The organism is Deinococcus aetherius, assembly GCF_025997855.1.
GTDB classification, from domain to species: domain Bacteria; phylum Deinococcota; class Deinococci; order Deinococcales; family Deinococcaceae; genus Deinococcus; species Deinococcus aetherius.
Window position 1 is genome coordinate 1,175,597 of record NZ_AP026560.1, and the last position, 19,252, is coordinate 1,194,848.

Below are 19,252 nucleotides of genomic sequence, written 5' to 3' on the forward strand. Positions count from 1 at the left end.
ACTTGTGTCAGGTGACATATGAGCGAGCGACAGCCGGAGGGACCGAGCGGACGGCAGCGAGACGTGCTGGAGGAGATCGCCCGGCTGGAACGCCAGGGCGAGGGCGTGACGACGGGGAGATTAGCCGAAAGTCTCTCCCTGCCGCGTCAGAACGTGCGGACGTACCTCATTGCCCTGCGGGACAAGGACTTCATCCGCTACGACGCCGCGGAACGCCGGACGGCCATGATCCGCCTCACCGAAGAAGGCTGGGCCGTCACCCAGGGCCGTGTCCCGCCCTTAGGGGCCTTAGGTGAAGCGGGGGAGCCCCTAGCCTTCCCGATTGTCGGTGAGGTGGCGGCGGGTGAGCCCATCCTGGCCGAGCAGCACATCGAGGGTTACGCCGCCAGACTCTCCGACGTGCTGGACCTGCGCGAAGGGGACTTCCTGCTCAAGGTGCGCGGCGACAGCATGATCGGCGTCGGCATCTACCCCGGTGATTACGTCGCCATCCACCCCCTGATTGACGAGCCCCATAGCGGTGAGATCGCCCTGGTCGCCGTGCCTGGGGAGAACACCGCCACCCTCAAACGCTGGCACCGCAACAACGGCACGGTGACCCTGATCAGCGAGAACCCGGCCTACCCGAACATGACCTACCGGACTGAGGAGGTCGAGGTGCGGGGCTGCCTGGTCGGGCACGTCGGCACGGGCCGGACACGTCGCAGTCGACAGGCCCAGGAGCCTTGAAAAGGTAGGGAGGCGTCACCCGTGTCCATCCACCCGACCGTCACGTTCCACGCCCCCTCTCCCGCATCGCCGGAAGTGCAGCGCCGGCTGCAAAATCTCATCACGTCTCGCTGCGGTCCCTGCACGGTCGTGGTCGTCCGCGCGGAGGATCGGTGGGCGAGGCACACCACCTACTACCTGAGCGGGTCGTGGCCCATCCCAGCAGCCGAGGTCCACCGTCACCTCGTTGCCGTGTTCGGCCTGCTGGTGACCCCATGACCCTGATCACCGAGGCCCTGACCGACAGCCACACCCAGCTCTGGGTCACTCTGGGCGACCAGACCTGGCGTGTCCAGCTCCACCCGCTGCGAGGCCCGGAACCCATGCTCCCCCTGGTGATGCCCCGAGTCTTCGGGGGGGTGCGGGTCTCGGAGGAGGGCCTCGCCCTGAGATGGCCGGGCGGCTTCCGGTTGCCCTGGCATCTGGTGGTGGCCGAACACGCTCCGCCGTGGCTGACCCACCTCGGCGTGGTGCCACCGGAGGAGCGTTACCGGCCCCTCCTGCCCCTGCTGCGGCACGGGACACCCCCGGCGCCTCTACGGAACCAGCCCACGCGCCTGCACGTGATCCAGATGTTCGGGATGCAAGAGGGTGAGCTGGACGGCATCCTCCGCAACTACCGAGTGCCGGAAGAGGTCATGCTGCATCGCCTGCACGACCTGGGGTTGTTCCTGCGGGACCACCTCTTCCCCGAGTTGCCCGCCGCACTCCTCCGTCGCCCGTGGGCCTACGCCGCCCACCGCCACCCTGACCAGCACCACCTCCATACCCTGCTGGCCTGCCTGACGTGGGGGCGTTTGGACCTCGTGGAAGACCCCTGCTGGGCGTTGGCGCGGGCAGAGTTGGCACATGGATAGAACTTCTGAGCCGCCATAATGTAGGAGCTGTCCCCCTTATTTTTCGATGGGTGCTACCACCTCGAAATTGCGAAAAACTGCTACAGATAAGCCTATCATAACAGAGACCGAATAAAACACTATAAGAATAGAAGAGATTAGCAAAGAGTAAGCAAAATGGACTACAGGGTTTGGAACCGATGTAAGAAGATAGAATACGAACGCGCCCAGTGGAAAGAACAACAAGCTTGATAGGATGGCAACTAGCTCGGATAGTCCTAGAGTCTTCAAGATGCCCGTACTGTCTACTCGTGTAACCCTATTTCTAAAAACATCGAATAGGCTCTTGCAGGTTGAAATTAGAACGGAGCCTAGAGCAAAGATGAACAGCATGGCATTGCGTATAATGTTCCTTATCGCTACCTGCCCACACACGCTTTCTGCGTCTGCAACTGGATCACGGCCACCTGCCACCTGGGCACCTTGCTCTCCTGCAACGTTTCTACGTTTGGGAACTTCCACTCGGCCCTTGACACAACTGTCTATACTTGGTTGATAGAGTAACTCTATCGCCGGTACGTTAATACTACTTAAAAGTATAGCCGATGTCTTGAATATAACCAGCACGAAACCCAGAAAAATTACAACTGCGAGAAGAATAAATATTTTATAGAAATTACGTTGTAAAAACCGATTAACCGCATCTACTCCGTTCACTGTTGTAGATCCTCCTTCACTGATCAATCCCAGCGTCGTTGATTTACTAGAGAGCCTACTATACAGGTTTTGATTAAATATAGTACGCATCAAACACATTTCGGAAACCTAACTGAGAGTTTGTGTAGGCATTTCGAGCGTTATTTCAAATATTATTCTCACTCCACCAATTGTCCACCGCCCACTCACTGTGGAGGTTGGGTATAATGTCCCCCGCTCTCACGGTCAGGTGGTGGCCGGGCTTATCCATCTCATCGAAAAGCTTGGCTGCGATCACGACTTCACGACTGCCAAATAAGGTTCTTCCCCCTTGAGCCCACCATTCTAACATTCGATTCAAAATTTAATCTGCGTTCAAATAACGCCACCATTCCGCCGTCGCAGTGAGTGGCGAGTGCGCCGAGTAGGTTGCGACGGCCACCAGGAACCCGAACGACAGCAGGGCTTCCCCGTCTGTGTAGCGTCCTCCTCGATACAGCGCGGGCAGGGTTGCCCCAACTGACATCTTGCAGTGTTGAAAAAGGACGTCTGGAACGGATTTCTGGCCCCATAGAGGGGTGTGAACCCAAAAGAACAGCATTCCAGACGGCTGTATTCTGACATCCTGCCGTGCTTTTCCCGCAAGCAGCACCGGGAATCCTTCGAGGTCTTCCTCGACCTGCTGCTGGACGGTTCCGGTCAACCGCTGCCAGAACGGGCCACCGTCAAATCTCCCGCAGCCCTCAGCCGCTTTCTCAATCACGCGGCCTGGAACACCTGGCAACTGTGCCGGGTGTTGCGTCAGCATGCCCAGGAGACGTTGCAGGACTTCTGGCGACAGCAGCCCCACCAGCGCCCTCGGCTGGAACTGCTGGTGGACCTGACCAGCCTGGACAAGACTGGAAAGTTCGCCCTGCTTGCCGATTGGGTCCATATCTTCAACAGCATCCACGGCGTTCACCTGGTGGTGTTGTTGTGTTGTGGGGAGCTGCGTCTTCCCTGGGCCTTTCAAGTCTGGCGGGGGAAGGGGTCCCCTTCCCCCGCGCAACTCGCGTTGGACTGCTCCGCACCGTTTCTGCTGCCCTGTTGTCTGGAAAACGGCGTCCCCATCTGCATGTAGACGGGGGTTTCGAGAGTGCCGAGTTTATTCGGGGTGTGCTCGCCCGTGGCCACAACATCGTCGGCGTGCGTTGCACCCGTAAGCTGGAGGACGGTCGCCAGCTCCGCGACGTGATGGTGCGAGGGAGCTTGGTCAAGCCCACGGGGCCCCCGCCAGGCGATGTGCGTCTCCTGGGTGTGGCTCTACCGGAACAAAGAGCCGGAACAGCGCTTCGTGATGTCCAACCTCGATCTGGGCGGCAAGTACCTCGCCCGCGTGGGGAAGCGCCGTTGGCTTACCCTCGCCTTCTTTAAAACGGTCAAGGGGCGCTTCGGGCTCGAACGATTCGCCCAGCACAGCGAACAGGGGGTGTTGCGCTGGTGGTGCCTGTCCGGGATGGCCTTTTTACTGTGCCATTTCCAGGACCTCGACCTCCCTGTGGAGGCGCCGGGAACCTGGCCCGATTGGGGCGACCTGGCGAGAACCGTACGGTTCTCGTTTGTCCCAGAAGTTCGCCGTCGTGCTCTCCAACTGGAGTTGGATGCGCTCGACGCCTTTCAGAACGCCCTTCTTGCCCTCAAAACCTAAACTGCAAGATGTCAGTCAATGTTGGTAGGTGGCCTCCTCGCCGCTGTGATCGCGGGGGAGCGACACCCGACCCCCTCCGGGGGTGCGGGTTTGTGGAAGGACGAACCGCACCGGTAAGGCTTGAGTAGGGCGTGCGGGAACATTCTCCTGACAGAAGGGAGGGTTCATCCTCTTGTAGCGACATTTTGACTTCAGGTACCACTGCGCCGACCAGTCCTCCTGCTGACTGCCCCTCTCCCCGACCCACGGCCCCCAACGGTGTGATCGGGCCCCCTAGAAGGGTGCCTTGCACCCGCCTTTTCCCTTACCTGACGGCGTTGCTCATCACATCCCACCTGCCGTGCTGTATTATGTCCTAAGCATAAATGTTCCTAAGACCACACGTCCAGGAGTTGGGGCAAGGGTAGGGCTGGAGTACGTCGTCAAGAAGTAGGGTGTTGAGGAGGCGCCGGTTCGCTGGCAGACCCACCGTCTCAGGCACCGCCGGGCTGGAAGAGGAATGGAAGTATGGAGAATGTCCTCAACGTTGCAAAGTACATCATCGAGCATGAGAGGCAGAACAAGAGGCCGTTGACCGGGATGAAGCTGCAGAAGTTGCTTTATTACGCTCAGGTTTACTCGGTCATCCTCAGGGATGAGAAGCTGTTCGATGCGGATTTTTACGCCTGGAAAAATGGTTGTGTCGCCCCGGTTGTTGAGGAGCTACACCATGGGTACTTTCACATCCCTGCCAGCTTCCCTGGTGAGTCGGCAGCACTCCAGCCGGACAGCACAAGGGTCCTTCGCTTGACGCTGAGAGACCAGGCCAGGCTGACCGCCGAGGAGCTTTCTGACCGCAATCATAAAGAGCTGCCATGGCACGTCGCCTACGAGCAGGCCAAGCAGCTCGGGATGGTGCATCCAAATTCTTGGAAGACGGAGATGGAGGTGAATATGTCGGAGAACGTGAAGAGGGGGTACAAGCGGCAGGGTGACAGCGTAATCCCTGTGCCGGTCCCGCCGGGTGTCGATCCGCTGACCTACAGCCGAGTCCTGGCCCAGCTAGCTGATATGAATTCGGTTGAGGATTTTGTGGAGGCGTTGGCGGAGTCTGACCTCGGCCTCCTCGCGTATATCACCCGCGAGGTCCCGTTCAATGCCTACTCGAAGGCACGTATGATCGAGGCTGTTGGCGACCACTGGGAGGACGATCCGGACGCCGTGCGTTCGGCCCTCATCTCTGCCCTCAGCGATCAGTCCTCCCTGGTACAGGACAGGGCATTCAGAGGCCTCATCAGCTTTTATTACGACGGCGACCCTGAAGTGCGGAGCTTGATCGATGGGAAGCCGCTGGAGACCTACAACCCTGCCGTCCGTCCAACCGTTGAGGACCTTCTGTATCATGCCTGAATATGTGATGCGTATTATTAAATTCCCTACGCCATTTAGAGAGTCGAACCATCAAGAAGTTTACGACAACGAATTCCTTTTAAAAGGGACCGATCCCCTCACTGGGGATCGGCTTCCTGATTTAAGTGTGTCTGTCTACAAGGTTGATGCAATTGATAAATGCACCCTGGCAAAGGTGCTCCTTCAACACTCTGCCAATATTCCCTTGTCCTCTCCATCCAAGAACCTTACCTTGGTTAGGGTAACGGATTACATCGGTGGCAGAAGTCTTGTCCCGTCGCCGCTTGCGAGGACTCACTTCTGCTATATATCGGACGCTCATCACGAGATCAAAATGAGGGATAAGAATGATCTCGACATCTTCATTTCAAGCCTGATAACAAACTACGATTCTATAGAGTGCAGAGTGAACATCAAAGACATAGACATGTACCTCGGTGAAGTCATCGAAGCAAAAGACCTTGAATGGATGAAGATTGCGCGGCAGGGCAACTGCAATGGCCAGAAGCCACGCAAGCTGAATGGAGCTTGGATGAAAGAGCTTCCCAGCGGGAAGTCTCTCCGCCTTTTCAAGGATGATGCCTACTGCGGGGAGTTTCTAAAACAGTTGCCGGATGCGCCTGAGGCTATGGATGTTGAGGCGGACGCATCGTAATTGAACCAGATGAAAGTATAGGGGGAGGCTGAACGCCTCCCCCTTCCTTGCTACCACATTTTGTCCTGGACCGTCTCGACAACATGGCGGGATGAGTCAAGTTCCAGCACGTCGTCCCTCCATCGTGTGGTAGTTCACGCCCCGCCGGTACATCCACAGCGTCGAGCGATCCGGTCGCGTCCCGGTCCGCGCCTCCACCCAGTCCGCCATCTCGGCGTTGGTCATGTACCCCCGGGCGAGGACGCGGCGCAGTTCCTCCTCCTGCTCGGGCGTGAGAAGCCGCCGCCTTGGGTTCTTCTTTCCCCGCCACCAGTTCTCGATGCTTTCCAAGCCGCCCTGGTTGTACCGCCTCACCACCTCCACCACCGTGTTCCTGGCGAACCCCGTGGCGCGGACGAAGGGCAACACGGCGGGCTCCTCCTGCTGGGCGTACTGCCAGATCAGGTCCCAGCGCCGCTGCTCGGCGGGCGTGGGCGCCGCATCCCGCCTCGCCGCCAACTCCTCCAGCGTGAGATGCGGCTCAAGCGGCACTCGCTTGTAGGGCCGCCGCCCGTTCGCCCGACTCAGCCGGTCAGCCACCGCCTCGTACCAGGGCGGCACAGGCCGAAAGTTCACGACCAGAGGCTCCTTGGTCACCCCTGCGGCCTCGCACGTCCGCAAGAGGCGATGAGGCCAGTCCTCCAGCAGGAAGGCCAGTTGTCGCAGAAGCAAGCGGCGGTCGGGCAGGTCAAAGTCCTCGAAGCTGCGGTTGCGTCGCTGAGGGGGGCGCTCAGGCCCAGCCAAACCGCACGTTTCTGTAAGGTGGCCCTGCACGCCTTGCCTGAGCACGACCGCGAGCAACTGGTGAAGCACGTCGAAGCCTTCCAGACTCGGCACCTCGCCCTGCCCCGGCCAGGGGAGAACGCCCGAGACCGCGCCACCCAGGAGCCACGCCTGCAACCTCAGCACCTCGGGGTCGGCGTCCCTGGGGGGCGTGTCCCGGAGGTCCAGGCGGCACTCCGGGCAGAAGCCGAAGGGCGGTTCCGGCTGGGTGCTCCAGTCGGAGCCGAGCCCGAGGTCGTTGCGCTGAGGGGCGTAGGGAGCCTGGCAGCGCGGGCAGGCACCCTGGAGGGGGCAGGCGTGCCGTTCACACACCGTCACGAAGGACAGTCGCCAGTGGGTTCGCAAGAACAGGGCTTCCCGCAGGCAGGCGGGACAATAGGACAGGCCGGGTCGTCGCCGCTTGTACCCCTGGATGTAGAGGGGCATGATCCAGCGCACAGGGGCGCGGGGAGGAAGTTGGGTGACCACCTTGCCCTCGTATCGGCGCAGAGTCAGGGCGTGGATGGCATCCACGGAGAGCCCCGTGACCTCGGCCAAGGTCTCAGCCAGTCCTGGGCGCAGGAAGCGATCCGGGTCGAACCTCCAGAAGTAGGAGTCGCCAGTTATCCGGAAGGTGAAGTGGGGGAGGCGCTGGACGTTGGCGTGAGCGAGGCGGAGAAACCAGGAGGAGAACAGTTCATCTGCGTAAGGCCGGGGGTAGCAGGGTAACTTCCTCAATTGCCGGAGAGAAGCTGGGGTTGTTGATCGTGTCAGAGGATGTTCCACCAGCGTTCACCTCACAGCAGGTCCCGCAACTCCACCCCGACGCCCCGCGCCAGCGCGTCCATGTTGTCCACCGTGATATTCCGAACCCCGCGTTCCACCTGCGAGATGTAGCTCCACGTCAGCCCACTCTTCTCCGCCAGGTCCTCCAGCGTCATCCCCTGCCGGTTGCGCTCTGCCCGCAGCTTCTCGGCGAAACGGCGGCGTGAGGCGCTGGCTTCCTGCGGGACGGGGTTCTTCCGGGGGCGGGGCACCACCCCAGGGTCGTCAGCCTTCCCCGTCTAGGCCATGCACTCCATATCTTATCACTTGAAATCTTATTTCCTGCTATACCGATGAGGCGGGGTCATTTCCTTCCCCGACAGCATTTACAACGGGACGTGGGGCTCACTCCGCGTTCCACGGAGGGTTCATGAACGCGAAGTCGCTGGCACCGCTCGTTCCCTGCCTCGTGCTGCTCACCAGGTGTCAGGAGGTGTTGTGACGATGCCGAGATGGTCCGTCCTGATCGGCCTGCTCGCCCTCGTGACGGCGCAGGCCGCCCCGCCTGCTGATTGCAGCAAATCAATGCTCGTACACAGCAGCTTTGTTATTTACAGCTCGAAGGCGAAGTTTCCTGATCCGTCCGAGGTGGTGACGCTCGACTTCTTCCACGAATTCAATCCGGCCGGAGCCGTCACGCTCTGCGGTTTTTCGTTCAAGCCCGACCGTAAAGCGGAGGTCTTGACCATCACGGCTCCACGGCTGGCGAACTTTTCAGCCCTCTTCAGGGAAGGCCGGCAGGACACGAAGAGGCTCGTTCTGGAGAACACCTACACCGACATGAGCATGGGAGGACCGGGGTCAAAATCGAATGCAGTTCTCGATCTCAACACCTACACCCTGACCTACAGACCCCCGAGTTACAGCAGTGTGCCCTTCACGGTCGGTGTGAAGATAGACGGCGGTGCTATCCAGCCCCTGTACTACGACGGCAAGGCGAGCACGATCAAGGTGCCGAGGAATGCCAGGACCGTTGATATTTACGCCAAAGTCGATCCTGAGATCATTACTCAATGGGATCGGGTCAGCATCGACCTCGGGAAAGCGGTGATCCGGTTCTATCGAGAGGCGAGTTTCCCGACGCGGTAAGTCCAAAGGGGGACCTGATTGGTCCCCCTCCTCTTGTGGCTCGCCGTTCCCCGGCCCGCTCCTCGAACCAGCACGCTCTCAGGCAGGGAGGGAGCCGACGATGCGGCTCCTGAGTGCCTCTTCCACCATCAGTGTCCACAGATGTCCGGCATGGGCGCTTCGCATCCTGATCAGGGCTCCAACGGTCCCTGGCGCCGTCAAGGCCGTTCGGCATTCCGGCATGTCCAGCATCCGGCCGATGACCTGATCCAGCACGCCGGACTCGGCCAGCTTCTTTATCCCCCGGTACATGGCGGGGTAACTCACGTGCCCCGTCCATTTTCCCGTCCACTCTGTCTGCCGTGTGCCCTTCAGGTTGCGGGTGCACCAGGCCTGGAGGACCTCCCGGGCCCCCTTCTGCTTGCGGCTGGTTCTGGGCACCGGCGGGATGAGCGGGGCGATGACCCGCCACTGCCTCTCCGTGAACTGGAAGGTTTTCCGCCCGGACTGCACGGGTGGCAGATGGCGGGCGTCCGGCGACAGGGCCAGGAAGACCAGCTCTCGGAACCAGTCGGGCACCCCGGCGTTGCCACTCGCCCACCCCACGACTCGATGTGGGCGAACATTCTCTTCCCGCAGCCGTCTCAGGCAGGCCACCAGCCCGTCCACCATCCGTTCGCCGGCCGCCACCACGACCTCCCGCCGTTCCCGGACCCCACTGGTCTCGGGCCGCCACTTCGCAACGCCCGTCTGCGCCCTGGTGGGGTAGTGCAGTTGCAGGAAGCTTTCCAGAAGCCCCTGGAACTCCCGGGCGTCCAGACGCAGGTCGCCCCAGAGCACCTCCCCCGTGGCGGTCGCCTCGGCCATCAGGTCCTGAATGAACAGGGCATGTTTCCGGGTGACCTCATCGAGGGATGGGGGGTCGGGGAGTGCCTGACGGCAGCCGGGGCAGGAGCCCGGGCGATGCTCCATCAACCGCCTGCGGCTGGAGCGCCTCCGATGCAACCGGACGTGGTCAAGGGGTGACTGACAGTGGGGGCAGGCATCGATGAGGGGCAGGCTGTGTCTCCGGCAGATCACGCTGGTGGTCAGTCGCCATGATCGCTGCACCACTCCTGTCTCCCGGACGCAGGCAGGGCAGAGGGGATGCCCCCTCACCCCATGAACGCCCCGGTGCTTCCCCATCATCACGAGAAACCTGGGGTTGGCGTCGGGTCGCGCGCTCTCGTGGAGACGGCTCAGCATCGGGAGCACACTGCACTGGAGGAGCCGCTCGAGTGGAACGCCCGTCGCCCCGGCGAGCACGGCGAGTTCGTCCGGGGTGACACTCACGTCCGGGTCACGCTTCCAGAACGAGGGCAGGCCCAGAACCGCCGTCAGACGCATCGGGCGCATTCTGTTTGCGAGGGCGAGTCGGGTGACGTAACTGCTCAGCACCTCGTCGTCGCGTGGAGCAGGAAAGACCGGGAGCCGCACTTACACCACCCGGTCCAGCACATCCATGTACTTGCGGTAGTCCCTCAGGGAGTCCAGCTTCAAATCGCCATGTTCGAGCAGGGTGCCCTCGACCAGGTCGAGGATGTGACCAAGGATGCCACGGGACTGGGAGAGCACATACTCTACTGCCGCGTCGCTGATGTCGTCCTTCTCTAGTTCCGACACCTTGACCATCAGGCTCTTCACCACGTTCACATCCTTCAACCGTGGGAGCCGTCCACGCGAGAAGCTAAAGCGGGTATTCAGTTGAGGATCCTGCGCCAGCACTTCGGCCAGTGCCTCCGTCCCCACGGGAACCACGCACAGGTCTGCCTGGATAAGCGCCTTGATGCAGCGCAGGAACCCCTTCCCTTTTCCCTCCGTGGTCGCGCAGTCATGAAACTCGTCGAGGAAGATCAGGCCCAACTTCACTTTTTTCGCCAGGGCGATGAAGCGTTTCATGCGTTCTGCGTGGGTGCCAGCCTCGGGATCGATGTCTTGCACGCATTCCAACAGGGCGATGCTCAGCTGGTCTACCCTGATGATCTGGGTCATGTTGACCATGATGGCTGGAATGTGCAGGGCTTCCTCGCTCTCCACGGGGGGGTGTACTGTCAGGTACCGTTGGATCAGTCCGGATTTACCCCCATTACTCTCCGCGATGATGGCGATGCTGCGTGTTCGGTGACGCTGTGGGTCGGTGGCGATGGCGTGGAGACGCTCCAGCAGAGCCTGACGGCCCGGTTCGGGGTACCACAGCAGCTCGCGTCGCCGGATGATCTCGTGACGAGAGTTTTTTTGCTCGTGACCATCCTCGCGACGGAAATCTTCTCCACTCATTTTAGCCCTCCGGGGGGATTCTCTTCGAAGACAATCTCAGCGGGCTGGATGCTGGGACGTGTACCGGGCCTTTCTACCGGCGGGGGTTTCAAACTGGTCAGGGAAGTGGCTGGTGCCTTTTGCTTCCCTTGCTGGAGGCGCTCCTGCCGCTCCACCATCACCTCCGCCAACAGTTGTTGAGGGGTCTTGACCCGGTCGAGGGCGGACTGCCGCGCCGCCCGGAAACGCCCTTTGATCTCCACCCATTCCTGGAGGCTCAGCGGCCCCTCCACTCCCTCGGGCAGGCGGGCTTGCAAGTGGATCAGGGCGCCCGTGTCCGGGTGCACGGCCCGGGCTGTGGAGATGTCGTCCGGGTTGTACAGCACCTCGACGCTGGCTCCCCGGACGATCAGGGGGTCCAGTTCAGGAGCGTTGTAGATCAGGCCGAGCAGCTTGATGCCCTCCTGCCCGCATTTCTTGATCTCCTGTGGATGCATCCGGTTCCGCAGGAACTCCAGCTGGGTGGTCGACGGGGGACGCCAGGCCGTCAGCCCCTGATCCAGGAGGTGTTGCGCGTGCTCGTGCCGGGTCAGCTCCCGCAGTGGCGCACAGAGATTGTTGTGGCGCTCCACGATCCTCTGGTGGTAACGGTTGAGATCGGCGATGGTCAGCACGGCGCCACGCTGGGCGTCGTATTTGCCCCGGTTCGCGATGTTGTTCATGGTCGTCCCCGGCAGGATGTGCTGGTAGTGCGTCGTGATTCCGATGGTTCGCTCCTCGATTCCGCCGTGATGCCGCGACCACTGGTTCCGTGGGAGCACGGTGATCCCGAGATGGGCCAGCACACGCTTGACCTGCCGGTTGATGAATTCCGACCCGCCGTCCAGACGCAGACGCTGGGGGAGTCCCATCGCCTGTGGCACCGTCACGACCCCTGCCGCCACCAGCTCACTCGTGTCCCCCAGGAAGAGGTCTCGGAGCACCCGCAGGACGAGGGCAGCGCTGATGGGTTTCACGACGACCACGGAGCGCAGGACCTGGGAGGTCACCACGTCCACGATGTTGATGATGTTGCCCCGTCGAGCCTCCGGGTGCCGCTGCCTCTTGCCACGCCCTTCCCGCAGCGGAACCACCGTCAGCCCCTCCTCACGTGTGAACACGTCACAGGGTGTGCAGTCCACACCCAGGAGTTCGCCGTACCGTCGCACTTCCAGATGCCCCTGGCGCGGCTCGAGGGCCTGCGCCTTCTCCCGGCCCTCCCGCAACAGCGTTGCCTGCACCGGGTCCTGTTCCCACAGGCGATCCGCGAAGCGCCGAACCGTGTTGTACGCGGGGGGCGGGAGTTCCTCGGCCAGGCAGGCCTTCCGCACCAGCTCGGACAGATTGCTGACCGTCGCCGTCCTGCCCGCCGTTCCCACAGGGACGAAGTAGTGCTCCCGTGCCAGTCGCTCCATGATGGCGGTGACCCTGGCCTCGACCTGCCGCCTGGGTTTTCCCTGCCCGGGACGGGCCAGGTACGGGACAAGCTCCGTGAAGGTGATCCCGGGTGCCCCTGCCTCCACCAGAGCCTCACGGAAGCGGTAGACCGTTCGCCCCGAGACGCCGACCCTCTGACCCAGTTCTTCCGCCTGCTCGTTGTCCAGGGGCCGGGTCGGGTCGGAATACAGGGCGAAGAGTTGCAGCGCCCGTTGCCCCCGCTCCGTCCTGAGGAACTGGGCCTCGAGCCGCAATTCCCCCCCCTGATCGGTGGACTCGTCGGGCGTGAGCACCTGCTCCAGGCTCTCCCTGAGCAGGGCACGGAGGGGCCAGCCGACCGGTGAGGGTGGGAGGGGAATGCTCCTCCCCGGGAGGTCGACCAGGCAGGTGGGGGGCAGGGCGGTCACGTCCGCGACGAGTTCCCGCCGGGCCAGCATGCTGAGCAGGGTGGCGTCCAGGTGGGCCGACAGTCTGGGCGCCACCTCTTTGAGCAGAAGGCGGAGGGTTACCAGGGGCAGGGCGCCGCGCTCCCGGAGCGTCTTCCGGGCCAGTTCGCCAAGTTCGGCGGAGCCCTCCACCCCATGGAACGGGCCGAAGGTGATGGCCTGTTGCACCCGCTCACGGGGGAGGTCTCGCTCGGTGACCACGTACAGCGGTCGCCCGAGTCCCTCCAGGCGGGTCACCCGCGCCTGCCAGGCATCAGCGTTCTCCTGCAACAGCAGGGGAAGAAGCTTTCGGGGCTTGCATTCGAGCGACAGCACCCGCCCGTCCGTGAAGGTGACCGTGAAGTCCGGTGTGTAGGTGTGGCTGGCACCGTCGGAGGTGTAGACCGTGACGCTCTCCGCCCGTTCGACGGAGACGACCCCGCCATCCACGTCGAGCATCTGCAACAGCCGCTCCTCGACGGTGCTTTCGAAGCGTACCGTCACACCCAGACGGGTCAGCAGCACCTCCCCCTTGCGACTCAGGAGTGAGCCGTCATAACCCCGACTCATCTCACCTTCCCGACGATGAGGAATACGGACCCTTGCGCCCCACCGGGGCGCCGCGACATACTCTTCATAGGTCTCCCAGACCTGAAGCCCTCTCGTGCGCCTGTTCCGATGGCCGTCAGAACAGGCGCTTTTTGTGGAGCACTTCAGCAGACGAGGCTGGAGCACTCGTCCAGTCCGATAATAGAACAGAGTATTTACGCCCGTGTCAAAATGCCTGAAGTCATAATTTTTTTGGGGTTCCTGGTGGGACAGGAGGAAGAGGGCATCCCTCCGCTGCTGCCATGGCAAATGGAGAGGTGTTCCGGAGCTGCTGACACGGTAAATGGAGACGTTTTAACCTGCTGACATGGCAAAGAGAGACACTGACGCACAGGATGGAGAGGGGGCAGGAAAAACGCCGTGTTCTGGTGACAGGGCAAACGGAAGATGACAGAGACGGAGGGCAGCGCTCAGGTGCGGGCCCGGGTCAGCCGCGCCCGGGGGGCGATGCTGGCCCGGCAGGGGGGCCGCAACAGCGACCTGGGCGGACAGGCCCTGCGGCGGCACGCGCCGCTGAAGCCCGGCCCCGACGCCTTCCTCCGCGCCGCCGCCCGGCAACTCAACCTGACGGGGCGGGGCTTCGACCGGGTGCTGCGCGTCGCCCGCACCGTCGCCGACCTGGCGGGCAGCGCGGACATCAGCGAGGCGCACCTCGCGGAGGCGGTGACGTATCGCCCGCGCGAGCTAAGTTAGACGCCTCTCTCAACGTGAGTCGTCGCCGCCTCCCGGGTCCGTTCCGTCCGGGGTCACGTCGGGGTCTAGCACGGCGGGCACGGCACTCGTGTTGGCGTTGGCGACGGCGGGCAGCGCGATCTCGTCGCCCTGCCAGAGTTCGCCGTCCGCCGCCGGGGGGTTTTCCAGGTTGCCCCCCTCCCGCTCGACCTCCTCGACGCTGCGGCCCAGGGGCGTGTCGCCGTAACGGTTCTCGCTGTCGGTCATGGCCTCTCCCCCTGCCTTCGCGCCCGGCGTCAAACCGTTCCCTCGCTGCTGTCGCGGTTCTGGCGGGCGGTGCCGTCGTCCGCGCCGCCGCTGTCCCCGTCGGTGACCCGGTTCCCGTCGGTGATGCCGGGAATCATGGCGGTGCCCGCCGGGCCGCTCAGCACGGGAGGCACCGGCACCCCGGCGAGCATCTCGTCGTCGCGGACCTGCTCGCCGGGCGCGGAGGGGTTGACCCGGTTGCCCGCCTCGCCCTCGACCTCCTCGACGCTGCGGCCCAGGGGGGCGTCACCGTAACGGTTGTCCTCGTTCGTCATGGTCCAGTGTGTGTGGGGTGACGGACCGGGCGTATGAGTCGCGGCTTGCGGGCGCCTTCATCCCTCCCCCGGCGAAGGGCGTGCGGGCGCGGCGACTCACCCGCTATGCTGCCCCCAAGGTGAGGAGAGCAGAGCCATGAATGACCGCGTACAGTCGGCCCTGAAGGTGCTGGGGATCGGCGTGCCGCCCGCCGCGACGCTGGAGCGCGAGGGCGCGTTCTTCGCCCTCCTGGAGGACACGCTGATCTACCAGGACGCGGGCGGCACCCGCCGGGTCACCCTGCGCGACCTGACCCGCATCCACAGCGACGAGGAGGGCCTGCTGCGGGTCGAGACCCCCGCCGGAACGGCCCTGATCGCCAGTCTCCTCGGCTACGACCCCGCCCGCGTCCAGGCCTTCTTTGCGCAGGTGCGCGACGCCACCGCTCGCGCCAAGCACCTCCCGACCTCGCCCCTCCCGGGCATGAGTGGGCAGAAGACCTTCGGCTCCGCGCCTGCGCCCGCCGCAGCGGCCAGGGGGCAGGCTCCCGCCCTCCCCCCGCGTGAGGAGGCGGGCCCCCAGGTCCGTCCGGACGCCGGGAGAGCACAGGCACCCGAGAACCGCCCCGCGCAGAGCGACCCGTCCCCTCCCCGCGAGCGTCCGGCGCCGCCCGCCTCCCCCCGCTCGACCCAGTGGAAACCGCCCGGCCAGAACGACCTCGGCGGCGAGACCGTGCGGGTGATCGGCCCCTCGGCCCGCGTGCAGACGCCCGCCCCCGCCCCGACGACCCCGACGAAAGCCCCTCCGACTCCTGCCCCCATCGTCGTGACTCCCACCCTGGCCGACCCGGCGCCCGTGACGGTCACGCCGGAGGTCGCGCCCGCCGCCCCGGCCCCGGCGGGGCCCCGCGTCCGGCCGGGGCGGGCGCGCGGTGGGCTGGCTGATCTGGACGCGCGGGCGGAGGGGGTGCTGGGGTGGGTGGGCCGGTTGCGCCTCCTCGCAGCGGTGCTGGGGCTCGCGGCGCTCGGGCTGGCCGCCTTTCAGTTCGCCGAGGGACCGCGCCTGACGGGCCTGTGGACCCTGATCGTCGGGGGCGTGGGGGCCCTGGCGCTCCTCGCCTTCGCGGAGGTCGCCGACCTCGTGGTGTCCCTCGCCCGGACGGTGGCGGGCGAGGGCCGCGACGGAGCGACGGACGCGGGCGGGGGCACCGTCGTCGACAGGCCGCAGTGATGCCCGCGCCCGACCGGGCCGCCGAGGCCCGGGCGCTCGTCGTGGGGGCTGTCGCCATCCCCTCCCGGTCCGGGGAGGAGGCGGAGGTCGCGGCCTACCTGACGAACTGGATGGCGGGGCGCGGCTTTGAGGCGCACGTCGACGAGGCGGGCAACGCGGTGGGCGAGCGGGGGCAGGGTCCCCTGACCGTCCTGCTGCTCGGGCACATCGACACGGTGCCGGGGGACATCCCGGTGCGGGTGGAGGGGGACGTCCTCCACGGGCGGGGCAGCGTGGACGCCAAGGGGAGCTTCTGCGCCTTCGTGGCGGCGGTGGCAGCCCTGCCGGAGGAGGCGCTCGCCGGGGCCCGCTTCGTGTGCGTCGGCGCGACCGAGGAGGAGGCGCCGAGCAGCCGGGGGGCGCGGCATGTCGTCCGTCTCTACCGCCCCGACCTCGTCCTGATCGGCGAGCCGAGCGGCTGGGCGGGCCTGACGCTGGGGTACAAAGGGCGGCTGGTGGCCCGCGTGCGCGTGCACAAGGACAACTTCCACACGGCGGGCGAGGGCACGAGCGCCGCCGACGACCTCGCTTCGGGGTGGTTCCGGGTGCGCGAGTGGGCCGCCGGGGAGGGGGGGGAGGGGGTCTTCGACGCGGTGCAGGCGACGATCCAGGACCTCTGGAGCCGCACCGACGGCCTCGCCCAGGTCGCGGAGGGCACCTTCGGGCTGCGGCTGCCGCCCCGGGTGTCTCCCGAGGCCGCCGAGGAGGCCGTACGCGGGGCGCTTTCCAGCCTGCCCGGCCCGGCGGGGGTGGAGGTCACCTTCACCGGGCACGAGCGCGCGGTGCGGCATCCCCGGGACAACGCGCTGACCCGCGCGCTGAGGGTCGCCATCCGGGCGCGCGGCGGCACGCCCGTCTTCAAGGTGAAGACCGGCACGAGCGACATGAACGTCGTGGCGGAGGCCTGGCCGGTCCCTACCGTCGCCTACGGGCCGGGGGACAGCGCCCTCGACCACACCCCGCACGAGCACCTCGACCTGCGGGAGTACGACCGGACGGTCTCGGTGCTGACCCAAGCCCTGACCCGGCTCTCGGCGACTGACCCTGCCCGGTCCTGAGAGGCATGCTTTAAGGGACGCGCGGACCCTTCACATGCACAGCCCTCCCCCCTGCGCGCCATAGTCCTGGGGGCAGGGGGCCGAGGCGGCGCGTCCGGGGCCTTCCTGACTCCTTCCCGCCCCTCCTGCGCCCGGCCGGTGTCCCGCTGCCCGGCGCGGGGGACGCTCCCCACCCGGAGACCTATGGACCCCGTGACGATCCTCCTCATCCTCTTCGCCCTCGCGCTCGTGCTGTTCGCCACCGAATGGCTGCCCGTGGACGTGACCGCCCTGCTGCTGCTCGGCTCGCTGCTCGTCCTGGGCCTGCTGAGCCCGAAGGAGGCCTTCGCGGGCTTCGGCAGCGACACCGTGATCACGCTGGCGGGCCTCTTTACCCTGACCCGGGTGCTGCTGCGCGCCGGGGTCATCGAGTGGGTGGGGGTGGCCCTCAGCCGCCGCGCCCGCAACGCGGCGGGCATGATCCGGGGAATGCTGGGCGCGGTGGCGGGGGTGAGTGCGTTCACGAGCAACACCGCCACCACCGCCGTCTTCCTGCCGGTGGTGACGGGCCTCGCCCGCCGGGCCGGGGTCGCGCCGAGCCGGGTGCTGATGCCCCTGGCCTTCGCGAGCATCCTGGGTGGCACGGTCACCGTGATCGGCACGAGCACCAATCTGGTCGTCTCGGGGGCGCTGCCCGCCACCGGGCTGAGACCGCTGGGCTTTTTCGAGCTGGCGTGGGTGGGGGTGCCCGTCGCCGCCGTCGGGCTGCTGTACCTCTTCTTCGTGGCGCCCCGGCTGCTGCCCGCCCAGGACGCCGAGCTGGAGGCGTCCCTGCGCGCCTACCTCGCCGACCTGACGGTGGCGCCCGGCAGCCTCCTCACCGGGCAGACCCTGCGCGAGACGGGGCTGGGCCGCGACCACGGCCTGACCGTCGTGGCGGTGCGCCGGGGGGACCAGACGATCTACGCCCCCGGCCCCGACTTCCGAATCGAGGAGGGCGACACTCTCGCGGTGGAGGGCCCGCCCCACCGCATCCTGACGGGCAAGGGTACCCTGGGGGTGTTCAGCAAGAGTGAGCAAAAGCTCCAGGTCGAGGGCGCCGTGCCCGTGCGGCTGGTGGAGGCGGTCGTGCTGCCGGGCAGCCCCCTGGTGGGACGCACCCTGCGCGAGTCGCGCTTCCGCGAGCGGTACGGCCTCTCGGTCCTCGCCCTGCACCGCCGCGCCCGGACCATCGAGCGCCTCGCCAACCTGCGCGTGGGGGTCGGGGACGTGCTGATGATCCAGGGCCCCGCCGACCGGGTCACGGCGCTCGGCGACCACCTTACCGTGCTCGGCGACCTGACCGAGGCCCAGCGCGACCTGCGCAAAGCCCCCCTGGCGCTCCTGCTCTTCGGCGGGGCCGTGGTCGGGGGAGGGCTGGGCCTGCTTCCCCTCAGCGTGGCGGTCGTCGTGGCGGTCGCCCTCGCCTTCGCGCTGCGGCTGGTGACCCCCGAGGAGGCGTACCGGGCAGTCGAGTGGCCGGTGATCGTCCTCGTCGCCTGCATGCTCGCCTTCGGCACCGCCTTCGAGGACACCGGGGCCGCCCGGGTGATGACGGGCGCGATCTCCGACCTCCTCGAACCCCTCGGCCCCTACGGCCTGCTTGCCGCCCTCTTCGCGGTGACGGTCGCCCTCACCCAGCCCATGAGCAACCAGGCCGCCGCCCTCGTGATGCTCCCCCTCGCCATCGGGACTGCCAAATCGCTGGGCTACGACCCGCGACCCTTCGTCATCGGTATCACCGTCGCCGCGAGCAACTCCTTCATCACCCCGCTCGAACCCTCCTGCATGCTCGTCTACGGCCCGGGCCGCTACAAGTTCATGGACTTCGTGCGGGTCGGCCTGGGCCTGACGGTCGTGACCTTCGTGGTGGCGATGCTGGTGATTCCCCGGGTGTGGCCGTTTTGAGGGAAGCGGTCAGCAAAACCTCTCCCCATCTTGCTGACGGCTGACCGCTAGATAAACAGCGGCGCGTCCGGGTCGTCCGGCAGGGGGCGGTCCTTGCGGGCGAGCAGGGCGGCGGTGGTGCCGATGCCGATGGCGGCGCCGACGGCGATGATCACCAGGGCCCACGTCAGCACCAGTTGGTGGCGGTCCAAACTCATGGCCGCAGCATAACAGCCGTGCCCCGCCCGCCGGGTTGG

General features: G+C 65.2%; 20 protein-coding genes. 12 read left to right on the top strand and 8 right to left on the bottom strand.

Going from position 1 to position 19,252, the window contains the following annotated elements:
* Positions 1-18 precede the first annotated feature (18 nt).
* The 7 genes from DAETH_RS05945 to DAETH_RS05975 all read left to right on the top strand — a co-directional run bounded on the left by DAETH_RS05945 (position 19) and on the right by DAETH_RS05975 (position 6,031).
* On the top strand, positions 19-729 hold the full coding sequence (locus DAETH_RS05945) for a LexA family protein (RefSeq protein WP_264776996.1): 711 nt from the start codon (positions 19-21) through the stop codon (positions 727-729).
* Positions 730-750: 21 nt separating this feature from the next.
* Complete coding sequence (locus DAETH_RS05950) at positions 751-987, top strand: hypothetical protein (RefSeq protein WP_264776997.1); 237 nt, start codon at positions 751-753, stop codon at positions 985-987.
* Entirely contained in the window at positions 984-1,625 is a 642-nt protein-coding gene (locus DAETH_RS05955; protein WP_264776998.1) for a hypothetical protein, read from the top strand. The genes DAETH_RS05950 and DAETH_RS05955 overlap by 4 nt, the downstream gene beginning before the upstream one ends.
* Before the next feature lie 1,255 nt (positions 1,626-2,880).
* The gene (locus DAETH_RS05960) at positions 2,881-3,420 is read left to right on the top strand and encodes a hypothetical protein (RefSeq protein WP_264776999.1); all 540 of its coding nucleotides are present in this window, start codon (positions 2,881-2,883) and stop codon (positions 3,418-3,420) included.
* Positions 3,421-3,594: 174 nt separating this feature from the next.
* Positions 3,595-3,987 (top strand): hypothetical protein, encoded by a 393-nt coding sequence (locus DAETH_RS05965; RefSeq protein ID WP_264777000.1) that lies wholly within the window; start codon positions 3,595-3,597, stop codon positions 3,985-3,987.
* A 507-nt stretch (positions 3,988-4,494) separates the two neighbouring features.
* Complete coding sequence (locus DAETH_RS05970; protein ID WP_264777001.1) at positions 4,495-5,376, top strand: Panacea domain-containing protein; 882 nt, start codon at positions 4,495-4,497, stop codon at positions 5,374-5,376.
* The gene (locus DAETH_RS05975; RefSeq protein ID WP_264777002.1) at positions 5,369-6,031 is read left to right on the top strand and encodes a hypothetical protein; all 663 of its coding nucleotides are present in this window, start codon (positions 5,369-5,371) and stop codon (positions 6,029-6,031) included. The genes DAETH_RS05970 and DAETH_RS05975 overlap by 8 nt, the downstream gene beginning before the upstream one ends.
* Before the next feature lie 96 nt (positions 6,032-6,127).
* Here the strand turns inward: DAETH_RS05975 and DAETH_RS05980 are convergent, their stop codons facing one another.
* A complete protein-coding gene (locus DAETH_RS05980) occupies positions 6,128-7,618 on the bottom strand; it encodes a TniQ family protein (RefSeq protein ID WP_264777003.1) in 1,491 nt (496 codons plus the stop codon).
* Positions 7,619-7,629: 11 nt separating this feature from the next.
* A complete protein-coding gene (locus tag DAETH_RS05985) occupies positions 7,630-7,869 on the bottom strand; it encodes a helix-turn-helix domain-containing protein (RefSeq protein WP_264777004.1) in 240 nt (79 codons plus the stop codon).
* A gap of 226 nt (positions 7,870-8,095) precedes the next feature.
* Here DAETH_RS05985 and DAETH_RS05990 point away from each other — a divergent pair, with 226 nt between their 5' ends.
* Positions 8,096-8,746, top strand: coding sequence for a hypothetical protein (locus tag DAETH_RS05990; protein ID WP_264777005.1), 651 nt, complete (start codon positions 8,096-8,098; stop codon positions 8,744-8,746).
* Positions 8,747-8,824: 78 nt separating this feature from the next.
* On the opposite strand, the gene DAETH_RS05995 is transcribed toward DAETH_RS05990, so the two are convergent.
* Genes DAETH_RS05995 through DAETH_RS06005 form a run of 3 tightly spaced genes read right to left on the bottom strand, consistent with a single transcriptional unit; the run spans position 8,825 to position 13,491 of the window.
* Positions 8,825-10,201 carry a TniQ family protein gene (locus DAETH_RS05995; protein ID WP_264777006.1) on the bottom strand — a complete coding sequence of 459 codons (1,377 nt, stop codon included), beginning with the start codon at positions 10,199-10,201 and terminating at the stop codon, positions 8,825-8,827.
* On the bottom strand, positions 10,202-11,041 hold the full coding sequence (locus DAETH_RS06000; RefSeq protein ID WP_264777007.1) for a TniB family NTP-binding protein: 840 nt from the start codon (positions 11,039-11,041) through the stop codon (positions 10,202-10,204).
* Positions 11,038-13,491: a Mu transposase C-terminal domain-containing protein gene (locus tag DAETH_RS06005; protein WP_264777008.1), complete on the bottom strand. Its 2,454-nt coding sequence runs from the start codon at positions 13,489-13,491 to the stop codon at positions 11,038-11,040. Before DAETH_RS06005 ends, DAETH_RS06000 begins: the two co-directional genes overlap by 4 nt.
* A 426-nt stretch (positions 13,492-13,917) precedes the next feature.
* Here DAETH_RS06005 and DAETH_RS06010 point away from each other — a divergent pair, with 426 nt between their 5' ends.
* Entirely contained in the window at positions 13,918-14,223 is a 306-nt protein-coding gene (locus DAETH_RS06010) for a magnesium chelatase subunit ChlI family protein (RefSeq protein ID WP_264777009.1), read from the top strand.
* Between the two features lie 9 nt (positions 14,224-14,232).
* On the opposite strand, the gene DAETH_RS06015 is transcribed toward DAETH_RS06010, so the two are convergent.
* Entirely contained in the window at positions 14,233-14,469 is a 237-nt protein-coding gene (locus DAETH_RS06015) for a hypothetical protein (protein ID WP_264777010.1), read from the bottom strand.
* A 29-nt stretch (positions 14,470-14,498) separates the two neighbouring features.
* The gene (locus tag DAETH_RS06020; RefSeq protein WP_264777011.1) at positions 14,499-14,783 is read right to left on the bottom strand and encodes a hypothetical protein; all 285 of its coding nucleotides are present in this window, start codon (positions 14,781-14,783) and stop codon (positions 14,499-14,501) included.
* Positions 14,784-14,919: 136 nt separating this feature from the next.
* On the opposite strand from DAETH_RS06020, the gene DAETH_RS06025 reads away from it, so the two are divergent.
* The 3 genes from DAETH_RS06025 (at position 14,920) to DAETH_RS06035 (ending at position 19,016) form a co-directional block, all read left to right on the top strand.
* Entirely contained in the window at positions 14,920-15,993 is a 1,074-nt protein-coding gene (locus DAETH_RS06025) for a hypothetical protein (protein WP_264777012.1), read from the top strand.
* Positions 15,993-17,090, top strand: coding sequence for a [LysW]-lysine hydrolase (locus DAETH_RS06030; RefSeq protein ID WP_406585096.1), 1,098 nt, complete (start codon positions 15,993-15,995; stop codon positions 17,088-17,090). Before DAETH_RS06025 ends, DAETH_RS06030 begins: the two co-directional genes overlap by 1 nt.
* A gap of 183 nt (positions 17,091-17,273) precedes the next feature.
* On the top strand, positions 17,274-19,016 hold the full coding sequence (locus tag DAETH_RS06035) for an SLC13 family permease (RefSeq protein ID WP_264777014.1): 1,743 nt from the start codon (positions 17,274-17,276) through the stop codon (positions 19,014-19,016).
* Positions 19,017-19,063: 47 nt separating this feature from the next.
* Here DAETH_RS06035 and DAETH_RS06040 read toward each other — a convergent pair whose 3' ends face one another.
* A complete protein-coding gene (locus DAETH_RS06040; protein WP_264777015.1) occupies positions 19,064-19,213 on the bottom strand; it encodes a hypothetical protein in 150 nt (49 codons plus the stop codon).
* Positions 19,214-19,252 lie beyond the last annotated feature (39 nt).

Excerpts from the sequence above, each read along its gene's own strand:
- DAETH_RS05945 (WP_264776996.1), top strand. The coding sequence starts at position 19 with ATGAGCGAGCGACAGCCGGAGGGACCGAGCGGACGGCAGCGAGACGTG.
- DAETH_RS05955 (WP_264776998.1), top strand. The coding sequence starts at position 984 with ATGACCCTGATCACCGAGGCCCTGACCGACAGCCACACCCAGCTCTGG.
- DAETH_RS05970 (WP_264777001.1), top strand. The coding sequence starts at position 4,495 with ATGGAGAATGTCCTCAACGTTGCAAAGTACATCATCGAGCATGAGAGG.
- DAETH_RS05975 (WP_264777002.1), top strand. The coding sequence starts at position 5,369 with ATGCCTGAATATGTGATGCGTATTATTAAATTCCCTACGCCATTTAGA.
- DAETH_RS06000 (WP_264777007.1), bottom strand. The coding sequence starts at position 11,041 with ATGAGTGGAGAAGATTTCCGTCGCGAGGATGGTCACGAGCAAAAAAAC.
- DAETH_RS06005 (WP_264777008.1), bottom strand. The coding sequence starts at position 13,491 with ATGAGTCGGGGTTATGACGGCTCACTCCTGAGTCGCAAGGGGGAGGTG.
- DAETH_RS06010 (WP_264777009.1), top strand. The coding sequence starts at position 13,918 with ATGACAGAGACGGAGGGCAGCGCTCAGGTGCGGGCCCGGGTCAGCCGC.
- DAETH_RS06015 (WP_264777010.1), bottom strand. The coding sequence starts at position 14,469 with ATGACCGACAGCGAGAACCGTTACGGCGACACGCCCCTGGGCCGCAGC.
- DAETH_RS06020 (WP_264777011.1), bottom strand. The coding sequence starts at position 14,783 with ATGACGAACGAGGACAACCGTTACGGTGACGCCCCCCTGGGCCGCAGC.
- DAETH_RS06025 (WP_264777012.1), top strand. The coding sequence starts at position 14,920 with ATGAATGACCGCGTACAGTCGGCCCTGAAGGTGCTGGGGATCGGCGTG.
- DAETH_RS06030 (WP_406585096.1), top strand. The coding sequence starts at position 15,993 with ATGCCCGCGCCCGACCGGGCCGCCGAGGCCCGGGCGCTCGTCGTGGGG.
- DAETH_RS06035 (WP_264777014.1), top strand. The coding sequence starts at position 17,274 with ATGGACCCCGTGACGATCCTCCTCATCCTCTTCGCCCTCGCGCTCGTG.
- DAETH_RS06040 (WP_264777015.1), bottom strand. The coding sequence starts at position 19,213 with ATGAGTTTGGACCGCCACCAACTGGTGCTGACGTGGGCCCTGGTGATC.